11 protein-coding genes and 1 other annotated feature are annotated in these 12,205 nt (G+C 53.4%); of the genes, 2 read left to right on the top strand and 9 right to left on the bottom strand.

Annotated features, from left to right (window positions below; genetic code table 11):
* Position 1: 1 nt before the first annotated feature.
* The 3 genes from AC6EMZ_RS13675 to tal all read right to left on the bottom strand — a co-directional run bounded on the left by AC6EMZ_RS13675 (position 2) and on the right by tal (position 3,074).
* A complete protein-coding gene (locus AC6EMZ_RS13675; RefSeq protein ID WP_498403056.1) occupies positions 2-1,303 on the bottom strand; it encodes an MFS transporter in 1,302 nt (433 codons plus the stop codon).
* Positions 1,304-1,421: 118 nt separating this feature from the next.
* Complete coding sequence (gene mog, locus AC6EMZ_RS13670) at positions 1,422-2,009, bottom strand: molybdopterin adenylyltransferase (protein WP_498403055.1); 588 nt, start codon at positions 2,007-2,009, stop codon at positions 1,422-1,424.
* Positions 2,010-2,120: 111 nt separating this feature from the next.
* Positions 2,121-3,074, bottom strand: a complete 954-nt coding sequence (gene tal, locus AC6EMZ_RS13665; protein WP_498403054.1) for a transaldolase — start codon at positions 3,072-3,074, stop codon at positions 2,121-2,123.
* Between the two features lie 262 nt (positions 3,075-3,336).
* Between tal and AC6EMZ_RS13660 the strand changes: the two genes are divergently transcribed.
* On the top strand, positions 3,337-4,767 hold the full coding sequence (locus AC6EMZ_RS13660) for an alanine/glycine:cation symporter family protein (RefSeq protein WP_498403053.1): 1,431 nt from the start codon (positions 3,337-3,339) through the stop codon (positions 4,765-4,767).
* Between the two features lie 66 nt (positions 4,768-4,833).
* The gene (gene yaaA, locus AC6EMZ_RS13655) at positions 4,834-5,607 is read left to right on the top strand and encodes a peroxide stress protein YaaA (RefSeq protein ID WP_498403052.1); all 774 of its coding nucleotides are present in this window, start codon (positions 4,834-4,836) and stop codon (positions 5,605-5,607) included.
* 31 nt (positions 5,608-5,638) lie between these two features.
* Here yaaA and AC6EMZ_RS13650 read toward each other — a convergent pair whose 3' ends face one another.
* The 6 genes from AC6EMZ_RS13650 to AC6EMZ_RS13625 form a co-directional block, all read right to left on the bottom strand.
* Positions 5,639-5,938 (bottom strand): DUF2502 domain-containing protein, encoded by a 300-nt coding sequence (locus AC6EMZ_RS13650; protein WP_498403051.1) that lies wholly within the window; start codon positions 5,936-5,938, stop codon positions 5,639-5,641.
* A gap of 248 nt (positions 5,939-6,186) precedes the next feature.
* Positions 6,187-7,470 carry a threonine synthase gene (gene thrC, locus AC6EMZ_RS13645; RefSeq protein WP_498403050.1) on the bottom strand — a complete coding sequence of 428 codons (1,284 nt, stop codon included), beginning with the start codon at positions 7,468-7,470 and terminating at the stop codon, positions 6,187-6,189.
* Positions 7,471-7,473: 3 nt separating this feature from the next.
* Positions 7,474-8,403: a homoserine kinase gene (thrB, locus tag AC6EMZ_RS13640; protein WP_498403049.1), complete on the bottom strand. Its 930-nt coding sequence runs from the start codon at positions 8,401-8,403 to the stop codon at positions 7,474-7,476.
* Between the two features lies 1 nt (position 8,404).
* Positions 8,405-10,867 carry a bifunctional aspartate kinase/homoserine dehydrogenase I gene (gene thrA, locus AC6EMZ_RS13635; protein WP_498403048.1) on the bottom strand — a complete coding sequence of 821 codons (2,463 nt, stop codon included), beginning with the start codon at positions 10,865-10,867 and terminating at the stop codon, positions 8,405-8,407.
* Between the two features lie 24 nt (positions 10,868-10,891).
* Positions 10,892-11,010: a sequence feature (Thr leader region), on the bottom strand.
* Complete coding sequence (thrL, locus tag AC6EMZ_RS13630) at positions 10,949-11,017, bottom strand: thr operon leader peptide (RefSeq protein ID WP_107704209.1); 69 nt, start codon at positions 11,015-11,017, stop codon at positions 10,949-10,951. It overlaps the preceding feature by 62 nt.
* Positions 11,018-11,226: 209 nt before the next feature.
* On the bottom strand, positions 11,227-11,913 hold the full coding sequence (locus AC6EMZ_RS13625) for a tRNA/rRNA methyltransferase (RefSeq protein ID WP_498403047.1): 687 nt from the start codon (positions 11,911-11,913) through the stop codon (positions 11,227-11,229).
* Positions 11,914-12,205: the final 292 nt, after the last annotated feature.

Below are 12,205 nucleotides of genomic sequence, written 5' to 3'. Positions count from 1 at the left end.
TTTACCCTTCATTTATCGGCGACTGCGCCATCAGTTGATGGCGCTCACCGCGCAGCCAAATCCCCAGACCCAGCCCCATCAACGACAACGCCAGCACATACCACGCGGGTGCCATAGGCGACACGCCCATCAGCAGCGTCACCGCTATTGGGGTTAATCCGCCAAAGATGGCATAGGACACGTTGTAAGAGAACGAGATCCCGGTGAAACGCACTTCCGGCGGAAACGCACGCACCATGACGTAGGGCACCGCACCGACCACTCCCACGCACAGGCCTACCACGCCGTAGAGCAGGAACAACTGTTCAGGATGCGCGCCTGCCAGGTGATAAAATGCCCAGCTTGAACCTGCCAGCAGCAGGCTGCCGACGATAAAGGTCAGGCTTGAACCAAAGCGATCGGCCGCCAGACCGGCAATCAAGCAGCCAAAACACAGCATGATAGTGGCGATGCTGTTTGCCTGGAGCGTCACCGCAGGAGCAAATCCATACTGTTTTTGCAGCCAAACGGGCGACATCAGAATCACCACCACAATCCCGGCGGACAGCAGCCAGGTGAGCAGCATAGAAACGACGACGGCTTTCTGGTGACGTACCACTACTGATTTAACCGGAAGCTCTTGCGCCAGAGCCTTGCGCTGCTGCATCTCCAGGAAAATCGGCGTTTCCTGCAACCAGCGGCGCAAATACATAGCCACCAGACCAAACGCCCCGCCCAGCAGGAATGGAATACGCCAGCCCCACTCGTGTACCGCCTGAGTGGTCATGCTGGTATTGATAAGCGTTGCGACCACCGACCCCAGCAGAATGCCTACGGTCAAACCAGCGGTTAATGTTCCGCACGCAATCCCAATGCGACGAGCTGGCACGTGTTCAGCCACGAATACCCATGCGCCAGGCACTTCGCCACCAATCGCAGCCCCTTGCAAAATGCGCATCAGCAGCAGCAATACAGGTGCCAGAATACCCATCGAGGCGTAGGTCGGCAGCAGGCCAATCGCCAGCGTTGGCACCGCCATCAACAGGATACTTAGGGTGAACATCTTCTTGCGCCCGACCAGATCGCCGAAGTGCGCCATAATAATCCCGCCCAACGGACGTGCCAGATAACCCGCAGCAAAAATGCCGAAGGTTTGAACCTGACGTAGCCATTCCGGGATATCCGCCGGGAAGAAGAGTTCCCCCACGACGGCAGCAAAGAAGACAAATATAATGAAGTCGTAAAACTCCAGCGCGCCGCCGAGGGCCGCGAGCGTCAGCGTTTTGTAATCCTGACGATTCAGAGGTCGGGTGTGATGTGACATAGCAGACCTTTTAATAGCGTAGTTATAATTTTACAGTGATCGTAAAGAAAAAATTACTATACCGTAAATTATTGACCACGCTATTGGCGCTATATCTTATGTCACAAAAGCATCAACTTCAGGATATTGTCTCGCGCCGTGCGCTTTTAGGGCGAAATGCTGCTACCACTTGTGGATCGGTTTCTACGTAAGGGCCATCCAGCAACTGTATACAATACGGTACACTTGCAAAAATCCCCGCCACCAGCACCTTTCCGTCGTCTGCTTTCACGCCTTCCAGCGTCTCTTTGATCGACTTTGGCTGACCCGGCAAATTCAGGATTAATGCTTGTTTACGGATAACGCCCACCTGCCGGGAGAGGATCGCCGTAGGCACAAAGTGCAAACTGATCTGACGCATTTGCTCGCCAAAGCCAGGCATCTCACGATCCGCTATCGCCAGGGTTGCATCCGGGGTGACGTCGCGACGCGCCGGGCCGGTGCCGCCTGTCGTTAGCACCAGATGGCAACTCATCTCATCAACCAGATCGCACAGCGTTTGTTCAATAATCGGCTGTTCATCCGGGATTAAACGCGTCTGGATTTCAAAAGGCGTCGTCAACGCCGTCGCCAGCCACGCTTCCAGAGCCGGGATGCCTTTATCTTCGTAAACACCGCTTGAGGCGCGGTCAGAAATCGACACTAAGCCGATGCGTAACGTGTTCATATTCATTTCCATTCAAACAATACTGATTAATGGGAATGATACACGCAGAGGGGGAATTCAGACAGGGTGCGAAAGAAGTAGCGTGACCGGAGGCCCGGTCACGCAGAATGATTACAGCAGATCGCCGATCATTTTTTCCAATTTTTCCTGGTCAACAGCAAACTTACGGATACCATCCGCCAGTTTGTCTACTGCCATTGGATCCTGGTTGTGCTGCCACAGGAACTGAGATTCGGTGATGCGTTCTGGACGCGCTTTCACTTCACCGGTGTAGCTCAGTTTACGCTCCAGCGCGCCTTCGCTCTCTGCCAGTTCTTTCAGCAGTGCAGGTGCGATGGTCAGACGGTCACAGCCAGCCAGCTCGATGATCTCGCCAACGTTACGGAAGCTTGCGCCCATCACCACGGTTTCATAGCCGTGCTGTTTGTAGTATTCGTAGATTTCAGTCACGGACACTACGCCTGGATCTTCTGCTGGTGCGTACTCTTTCTTGTCAGTGTTGGCTTTGTACCAGTCGAGAATACGGCCCACAAACGGAGAAATCAGGAACACGCCAGCTTCTGCACATGCACGCGCCTGCGCGAAGGAGAACAGCAGAGTCAGGTTACAGTTGATACCTTCTTTTTCCAGCTGTTCAGCGGCACGAATGCCCTGCCAGGTGGACGCCAGCTTGATCAGAATACGATCGTTGCTGATACCCGCATCGTTGTACAGTTTGATCAGGTGTTTGGCTTTCGCGATTGACGCTTCGGTGTCGTAGGACAGGCGCGCGTCAACTTCGGTAGAAATACGACCCGGAACCAGCTTCAGGATTTCCAGACCGATATTCACGGCCAGCTTGTCAGCGGCGTCCACAATCTGCTGTGCACGATCGTTGCTCTGCGCTTTCGCCCAGGTGACAGCTTCGTCGATCAGTTTGCGGTACTCAGGGATTTGTGCAGCGTTCAGGATCAAAGAAGGGTTAGTGGTGGCATCCTGCGGCTGGTACAACTTCATTGCCGCAATATCTCCGGTGTCAGCTACGACAGTGGTGAACTGACGAAGGGAGGTTAATTTATCCGTCATGATAGTCTTTCTCTTTTTACGTGCCCTGGATAATTCACGCCACCGACAGCATGCCAGCAACGGAAAAATGACAGGTTTACTTGTTAGGGGGATGTAACCGGTCTGCCTTGATGATAACACGACGGAATAGCAGCGCAACCGCAGACAGTGCGCTTAGCGATAGTATGATAAACTGCGAATATTAACAGCCTGCTAAGTACCATTCTGTCCATTCAATGGTAGCGCTTACAAATTCACTTCGGCATCAACAAGAGGGACGTTAATGCCTGATTTCTTGTCATTTATCAATGAAGTCCTCTGGGGCTCGGTGATGATTTACCTGCTGCTTGGCGCAGGTATTTGGTTCACGGTGCGCAGTGGCTGTATTCAGTTTCGCTATATTCGCCAGTTTGGCAAAAGTCTGAAAAACAGCGTCACCCCTCAACCCGGCGGATTAACCTCTTTTCAGGCGTTATGCACTAGCCTTGCCGCGCGTGTCGGCAGCGGAAATCTGGCGGGCGTCGCCTTAGCGATTAGTGCAGGCGGCCCAGGCGCAGTGTTCTGGATGTGGGTGATCGCCATTATCGGCATGGCAACGTCGTTTGCCGAATGCTCTCTGGCGCAGTTGTATAAAGAGCGTGATAAAAATGGGCAATTCCGCGGAGGCCCGGCCTGGTACATGTCGCGCGGCCTCGGTATGCGCTGGATGGGCGTCCTGTTCTCTCTGTTTTTGCTTGTCGCTTACGGCCTTATTTTCAATACCGTGCAGGCGAACTCGGTTTCCCATGCCCTGCGTTATGCCTTCAACTTCCCTGAATGGCTAACGGGCACCATTCTGTCAGTCCTGATGCTTTTGGTCATCGTGACAGGTATCAAAGGCGTGGCAAAACTGATGCAGTGGCTGGTTCCTGTGATGGCGCTGCTATGGGTCGCCGCGAGCCTGGTCGTCACCCTCATGCATATTGGTCAAGTGCCGGACGTTATTGCTGCTATTTTCAAGGCCGCCTTTGGTTGGCGAGAAGCGGCGGCAGGTGCGTTAGGCTACACCGTCAGCCAGGCACTGACGGCTGGGTTTCAACGCGGAATGTTTTCTAACGAAGCGGGGATGGGCTCGACCCCTAACGCGGCGGCAGCGGCGGCCTCCTGGCCTCCCCACCCTGCGGCTCAAGGTATCGTGCAGATGATTGGCGTTTTCACCGACACCATCATCATCTGTTCCGCCAGCGCAATGATCGTGCTGCTGGCAGGCCCTATTCCTCATGCAGGCACCACCGCGGGAATACAGCTCGTACAGCAGGCGTTGGTGAATCTGGGCGGCAGTTGGGGCGCGGGATTTGTCTCGCTGGTTGTGCTGCTCTTCTCCTTTAGCTCTATCGTGGCAAACTATATCTATGCCGAAAACAACCTGATATTTCTGCGCCTGGACTCTCGCAAAACGCTGTGGATGCTGCGCGTGGGGATCGCCATCACCGTATTGACGGGCTCAATGATGAGCCTGCCGCTGGTCTGGCAGTTGGCGGATATCATGATGGCGTTGATGGCGATCACGAACCTGACGGCCATCCTGCTGCTGTCGCCAGTCGTGACGCTTATCGCCCGCGATTATTTGCGCCAGCGAAAACTCGGCGTGCGGCCGGTATTTGACGCCACTCGCTACCCGGAAATAGCGTCTCAACTCGCGCCCGGTACCTGGGATGATTTGCCGCGTCAATAACAGCCATCGATCAACTCAGACCGATTTTTTGCTAAAGTCGCACTAAATTTCCTGCAAGGACTGGATATGCTGATTCTGATTTCACCTGCAAAAACGCTCGATTACCAGAGCCCGCTCGCCACAGAGCGCTATACCCAGCCCGAACTGCTGGATCATTCGCAACAGCTGATTCGCGAGGCGCGCAAGCTTTCCGCGCCGCAGATTGGCAAGCTGATGAGCATTAGCGACAAGCTCGCGGACCTCAACGCCACCCGCTTCCACGACTGGCATCCGGATTTCACGCCGAACAATGCTCGCCAGGCGATCCTCGCCTTTAAAGGTGATGTTTATACTGGCCTGCAAGCCGAAGAATTTAGCGAAGCCGATTTCGATTTTGCCCAGCAGCATTTGCGCATGCTTTCCGGTTTATACGGTGTACTGCGCCCGCTGGATCTGATGCAGCCGTATCGCCTTGAGATGGGCATTCGTCTTGAGAACGCTAAAGGTAAAGACCTTTATCATTTCTGGGGCGATACCATCACCAACAAGCTGAACGACGCGCTGAAAGCCCAGGGAGATAATATCGTCATCAACCTGGCTTCCGATGAATACTACAAATCCGTGAAGCCGAAAAAGCTCAATGGGGAGATAATCAAACCTGTCTTTTTAGATGAGAAGAACGGCAAGTTCAAAGTGATCAGCTTCTACGCTAAAAAGGCGCGCGGACTGATGAGCCGCTACATCATCGAAAACCGCCTGACCAGGCCCGAACAGCTAACCGCCTTTAACAGCGATGGCTATTTCTTTGACGGTGAAGCATCTGAGAAAGGCGAATTAGTGTTTAAGCGTCACGAGCAATAATGTGGCTTCCCCGCCGTCCGGCGGGGAAGGATTAATGATGTTTTTTCCAGTCCGGTCCTGGACCCCGATCGTCGTGACGATCTTTGTGGTGATCATCGGGACGTCCGCGATGCTCATCATGCTGATGCCAGCGGTTGTCGCGCCATTCGTAATGCGATTTCCACCAGTCATTGTCGCGCCAGCGGCCACCGTCCCAATGCTGACCCCGATCGTCCCTGTCGCCAATCTGCAATTTTACCGCCGGAATCAAGGTGATTTCTGCCGCCTGAACCACAGCGGGAGCCACCAGCATCAGTGAAAGTGCAAGCAGAGCAGGTTTCAATTTAGACATCGGTTACTCCTTCTTATTCTTGCCCAACATGGGCCGATAGAAAGAGAGTACGGGAGAGAGGTTCGGGTTGTTATTCTCTGCAATCCTAATCTGTAAGTGACCGCATTTATTGGGAATTCTTCCTTTTTTCCTACTCTTTTTCTCCTTAATTTCTCCATAAAAAAGCCGGGTGGCGGCTTCGCCTTACCCGGCTTATGTTCAGAGCCCTTGTAGGCCCGGTAAGCGTAGCGCCACCGGGCAAAAGGTCACTAACGCGTCATCATCAGCTTACGCAGCGCGGCAAAGTCTGCTGGCAAGGTGTGCGAAAGCAACGGCAGATCGGCGCGGTCCGCCAGCTCTTTTGGCAGCGGCAGCGATACACCCAGAATCTCATCCACGCTTTCTTTAAACTTAGCCGGGTGCGCAGTGCCGAGGAACAGGCCGTACTCACCTGGATTCAGTTGGTCACGCAGCGCACGATAGGCAATCGCTGCGTGCGGCTCAGAGGTATACCCCACCGCTTTCAGCTCACGCATTGTCTCTTTGGTGGTTTCATCCGTGACGGCGGCATAGCCAAGATCGCCCAAACGCCAAATCTTACGACGGAACAGTTCTTCCACGCGCGGCCAGTTGTTCGGCTGTGACACATCCATCGCATTAGACAGCGTCGCCTTGGTCTGATTCGGTGCCCAGATGCCCTCTTTCAGGAAACGTGGAACCGTATCGTTAGCGTTGGTCGCGGCGATAAAGCGCTTCACCGGCAGGCCGAGGGATTTCGCCAGCAGGCCTGCGGTCAGATCGCCGAAGTTACCGCTTGGCACCGAGATCACCAATTGATTACGGGCTTCCTGCGGCAGTTGAGCAACCGCTTCGAAGTAGTAACAAATCTGCGCCAGCAGGCGACTGATGTTGATCGAGTTCGCGGAGTTTAAGCCCAGCGCCACTTTCAACTCTTCGTCGTCGAAGGCCTGTTTGACCAGCGCCTGGCAGGCATCGAAATCACCATCAATGGCGACCGTTTCAATGTTACCCCCGAGGGTACAGAACAGTTTTTCCTGCAACGGGCTGATTTTACCCTGCGGATAGAGGATAACCACGCGCACGTTTTTCAGGCCGTAGAACGCATGCGCTACTGCTGCGCCGGTATCTCCGGACGTCGCGGTCAGAATGGTCACTGGCTTGTCGCCGCTGATGTGGGTCAGCATCTGCGCCATAAAGCGGCCGCCAAAGTCCTTGAACGCCAGCGTCGGGCCATGGAACAACTCCAGGCAGCCAATGTCTGGCTCAACCGATTTCACCGGTGCCGGGAAGGCAAACGCCGCGCGGACGCGCGCTTCCAGCAGCTCTTGCGAGATTTCATCGCCAATAAAGGCAGAGACGATTTTAGCGCTGCGGGTGACAAAATCCTGTTTCAGCATTTCATCAATTTCAGTCAGGCTGAATTCTGGCAGGTCATGCGGGAAGAACAGCCCCTGATTTTTGCCCAGCCCTTGCGTCACGGCCTGCGCGAAGCTGACCTGCTCATTATGATCTTTAAGATTGTAGAGTTTCATCAATTATCCCAGTACTCGTGCGCCGGCCGTGTCCAGACGGCAAATATGAACAAAGCCTTCCTGATTTTGCAGGTAGTGTTTAGTTAACCAGTCGGCCACGCGCTGCGCGGTTTCAGGCTTGTCGCATAATGCGAACAGCGTTGGGCCGGAGCCAGAAATACCACAAGCCTGTGCGCCGATATCCATCGATGCCTGACGCGCTTCGTTAAAGCCCGGTAGCAGCTTGGTGCGATAAGGTTCGGCAATCACGTCTTTCATCAGCTTGGCCGCGAGCGCAGGCTGGCGGGTATAGCAGGCGTGAATAAAGCCCGCCAGATGACGACCGTGTGCAATACAATCCTGACGACGATACTGCGCCGGCAGGATCGCGCGCGCTTCGGCGGTTGACACTTTAATACCCGGATACGCCAGCACCCACAGCCACTCATCAAAGCCCGGCACCTGCTGGCTGATGATGCCGTTCTCTTCGATCATCAGCTGCATTCCACCTAGGAAGCACGGTGCGACGTTATCATAATGAACGCTGCCAGAAATGCGTCCTTCCAGCTCACCCATCAGAGACAGCAGGCGGGTATTATTCAGCGGCTTGCCACAATGTTCGTTCATCGCGACCAGCCCGGCGACGACTGAACACGCACTTGAGCCAAGACCCGAGCCAATCGGCATGCTTTTTTCAAGCGTCATCGCAACCGGGACGGTTCGGCCAATCTCCTGACAAAAGCGTTCCCAGCATTGATAAACAATATTTTCACGCGGTTCCGTCGGCAGCTTGCTGGCAAAACGCCCCACATTGACGAGACTAAAACTGTCAGCGGCTTCAACCGTGACTGTATCGCCCAACGGCGAACCATCTACCGGCGCAACCGCCGCACCCAGCACATCAAATCCGACGCTCATATTGGCGCTGGAAGCTGGGGCATAAACTTTCACCATGTTAAACTCCTAACTTCCATGACAGGGTACGCAGCAAATCGGCAAAGACGCCCGCTGCCGTAACATCGTTCCCTGCGCCGTAACCACGAAGCACCAACGGCAACGGCTGATAATAATGACTGTAAAAAGCCAGCGCATTTTCGCCGTTTTTCACTTTGAAAAGTGGATCGTTGCCGTCAACTTCAGCAATTTTTACGCGACAAACACCGTCATCTTCAATATTGCCAACATAGCGCAATACTTTGCCTTCATCACGGGCTTTCGCCACGCGGGCCGCAAAGTCATCGTCCAGCTGTGGTAAGCGCGCCATAAACGTCAACACGTCACCGCTATCGTCAAACCCAACGGGCAACACAGGCTCAATCACAATATCCGAGAGCTCAAGCTCGCGACCGGTTTCACGGGCAAGGATCAGCAGCTTGCGCGCCACGTCCATGCCAGAAAGATCGTCGCGTGGATCCGGTTCGGTGTAGCCTAACTCACGCGCAGCGTGAGTGGCCTCTGACAAACTCATGCCTTCATCCAGCTTGCCGAAAATAAATGACAGCGAGCCAGACAGAATTCCGGAAAAACGCTGCAGTTCATCACCAGCATTCAGCAGGTTTTGCAGGTTTTCGATAACCGGCAGACCCGCACCAACGTTAGTGTCGTACAGGAATTTGCGGCGTGATTTACTGGCCGCAGTGCGCATCTGGTGGTAGTAATCCATTGATGAGGTATTGGCCTTTTTGTTTGGCGTCACCACATGGAACCCTTCGCGCAGGAAATCAGCGTATTGATCCGCCACGGCCTGATGAGAAGTACAGTCGACAATGACGGGATTCAGCAGGTGATACTCTTTTACCAGACGAATCAGGCGACCCAGATTAAATGGCTCTTTGGCCTGCGCCAGCTCTGTTTGCCAGTTTTCAAGATCCAGACCATGCACGTTAGTCAGCAGTGCTTTCGAGTTTGCTACGCCGCAGACGCGCAGATCGATATGCTTTTTCTTCAGCCACGCCTGCTGGCGTTTCAGCTGTTCCAGCAGGGCACCGCCGACGCCGCCGACGCCGATCAGGAAGACTTCGATAACCTGGTCGGTATTAAAGAGCATCTGATGCGTGACGCGTACGCCAGTGGTCGCATCGTCGTTGTTGACCACCACGGAGATTGAGCGTTCTGAGGAACCTTGAGCGATAGCAACAATGTTGATGTTGGCGCGCGCCAGAGCCGCGAAGAATTTGGCAGAAATTCCGCGCAGGGTACGCATACCGTCACCCACCACCGAAATGACGGCAAGGCGTTCCTGAATAGCCAGCGGTTCCAGCAGTTCTTCTTTCAGCTCAAGGTAGAACTCTTCTTCCAGCGCACGACGTGAACGTAAGCAATCAGCCTGCGCCACGCAGAAACTGATGCTGTATTCAGAGGAGGACTGCGTGATCAGCGCCACGGAAATACCGTTGCGCGACATTGCCGCAAAAACACGCGCCGCCATGCCGACCATGCCTTTCATTCCCGGGCCAGACACGCTAAACATCGCCATATTATTCAGATTGGAAATGCCCTTAACCGGCAGCTCATCTTCATCATGGCTGGCACCAATCAGCGTGCCTGGTGCCTGCGGGTTCCCGGTATTTTTAATCAGGCATGGGATTTGGAACTGAGCAATCGGGGAGATAGTACGCGGGTGTAGCACTTTGGCGCCGAAATAAGAAAGCTCCATCGCTTCCTGATAAGACATCGACTTCAGCAGCCTGGCATCCGGCACCTGGCGCGGGTCGCAGGTATAAACACCATCGACATCGGTCCAGATTTCACAACAGTCAGCACGCAGACAGGCAGCCAGCACGGCGGCAGAATAATCAGAGCCATTACGCCCCAAAACCACCAGTTCACCCTTTTCGTTACCTGCCGTGAAGCCTGCCATCAAAATCATGTGATCGGATGGGATCTTGCTTGCCACGATGCGGCGAGTCGATTCCGCAATATCAACGGTTGATTCAAGATAATGCCCCACCGCCAGCAGCTTTTCGACCGGATCGATAACCGTCACGCTGTGACCACGCGATTCCAGCAGACCGGCCATAATGGCAATCGAGAGCTTTTCGCCACGGCAGATCAACGCAGCATTGATGCTATCCGGGCACTGGCCGAGTAGGCTAATCCCGTGCAGGACGTGTTTGATTTGAGCAAACTCTTGCTCGACGAAGGCCTTTAGCTGCGTGAGCGGGAAACCTGGCTGGATATCCGCCAGGCCCTGAAGCAGCTCGGCAAAAATACGTTCGGCATCGCTGAGGTTCGGGAGCGCATCCTGACCACCGATGGTTTTCTCAATCATTGCCACCAGATGGTTAGTGATCTTTGCAGGGGCAGAGAGCACGGTTGCTACCTGCCCCTGCCTGGCATTGCTTTCCAGGATATCGGCAACACGCAGAAAACGTTCTGCATTTGCCACTGATGTACCGCCGAACTTCAAGACTCGCATGGTATTACCTCATGATCTTTAGCCGAAAAAAAAGCCCGCACTGTTTAGGTGCGGGCTTTTTTCTGTTTTTCCTGTTACGCGTCAGCCCGCATCGTTACCTGTGGTAATGATGATGGTTGTTGTAATGGTGGTGGTGCTAACGCGATTCATGGATGTTGTGTACTCTGTCGTTGTTATCTGTCTGTCCTGTGTCTACAGGGTTAAGGTATCCGGTATCTTAAGTCAATAAATTTCTAATTTGATCACAATTTACGCCACTTCCCTGACCCGCTGCTTGCAGTTTATTTTTATCCAGATACCACCAGCTGCAACCCTTATGAACAGACCGTTTAACCATATTAAAATCAAATGTCAGTTTTTTACTCTGCCAGTTTTTTTTCAATATCATGCAGTAATCGGTGCAACATGGCAGTATCACGTTGCTCAAGCCGACCCAAACGCTGATGCAACCAGTCGGCCATTTTCAGATCGTCGGCGACCTCAAGACGTAACATCAGGGCGTCGATACGCGCACGCAGCGCACGCAGTTGGCCTTCATTCGATGCGACAGCTTCCGGCGCGGTAATTTGCATTAGGGATGCTAATTGATAGCAATACACCATCACCGCCTGCCCTAAATTGAGTGAAGGGTAATCGGCGACCATGGGTACGCCCGTCAACACATCGGCCAATTCTAATTCTTCGTTGGTCAGGCCCGAATCCTCACGCCCAAATACCAGTGCTGCTTTCGAAACCCATTGGCTTTTCTCCGTTAACATCGGAACCAGTTCAGCAGGCGTGGCGTAATAATGGAACTTCGCCCGGCTGCGCGCGGTGGTCGCCACCGTGAACGAAATATCGTGAAGCGCGTCGGCAAGCGTCTCGTAAGTGCTTATGTTATCGATAATTTCACCCGAGCCATGCGCTACCCGACGCGTCGCGGGTTCAAGGTGCGCATCGCTGGCGACGATACGTAAATCGGTAAAACCCATGGTCTTCATTGCTCGGGCGGCAGCGCCGATGTTTTCTGCTCTTGCTGGCGAAACCAGCACTATCGACAAGTGCATGTATGCTCTCTTATTAATCAGTTAGCGGGTAAAAATGTGATCCACTTCAACATATTACGCAGCGCGAATTTACAAAATTGCAACACAAATCACCGAAATAGCGTTTCTTCATCAATCAAAAGCGCTAAACTGTTTTGTGTCTGAACTATTGACAATAATGTTAACAGATAATGCTTATCCCCATGTTTAATAATGATATTACCCTTACATATAGCTTTTTCGAATTGGATTCGCTTTGTTTATTAATCAATACCCGCAACTAGTTGGTTTATTGAAAATTTGTGACAAAGGC

The organism is Enterobacter sp. SCRI0065 (assembly GCF_059766475.1).
This window is presented reverse-complemented; position numbering and strand designations above follow the sequence as displayed.

Coding starts and splice junctions, on each gene's coding strand:
- AC6EMZ_RS13675 (WP_498403056.1), bottom strand. CDS start 1,303: ATGTCACATCACACCCGACCTCTGAATCGTCAGGATTACAAAACGCTG.
- mog (WP_498403055.1), bottom strand. CDS start 2,009: ATGAACACGTTACGCATCGGCTTAGTGTCGATTTCTGACCGCGCCTCA.
- tal (WP_498403054.1), bottom strand. CDS start 3,074: ATGACGGATAAATTAACCTCCCTTCGTCAGTTCACCACTGTCGTAGCT.
- AC6EMZ_RS13660 (WP_498403053.1), top strand. CDS start 3,337: ATGCCTGATTTCTTGTCATTTATCAATGAAGTCCTCTGGGGCTCGGTG.
- yaaA (WP_498403052.1), top strand. CDS start 4,834: ATGCTGATTCTGATTTCACCTGCAAAAACGCTCGATTACCAGAGCCCG.
- AC6EMZ_RS13650 (WP_498403051.1), bottom strand. CDS start 5,938: ATGTCTAAATTGAAACCTGCTCTGCTTGCACTTTCACTGATGCTGGTG.
- thrC (WP_498403050.1), bottom strand. CDS start 7,470: ATGAAACTCTACAATCTTAAAGATCATAATGAGCAGGTCAGCTTCGCG.
- thrB (WP_498403049.1), bottom strand. CDS start 8,403: ATGGTGAAAGTTTATGCCCCAGCTTCCAGCGCCAATATGAGCGTCGGA.
- thrA (WP_498403048.1), bottom strand. CDS start 10,867: ATGCGAGTCTTGAAGTTCGGCGGTACATCAGTGGCAAATGCAGAACGT.
- AC6EMZ_RS13625 (WP_498403047.1), bottom strand. CDS start 11,913: ATGCACTTGTCGATAGTGCTGGTTTCGCCAGCAAGAGCAGAAAACATC.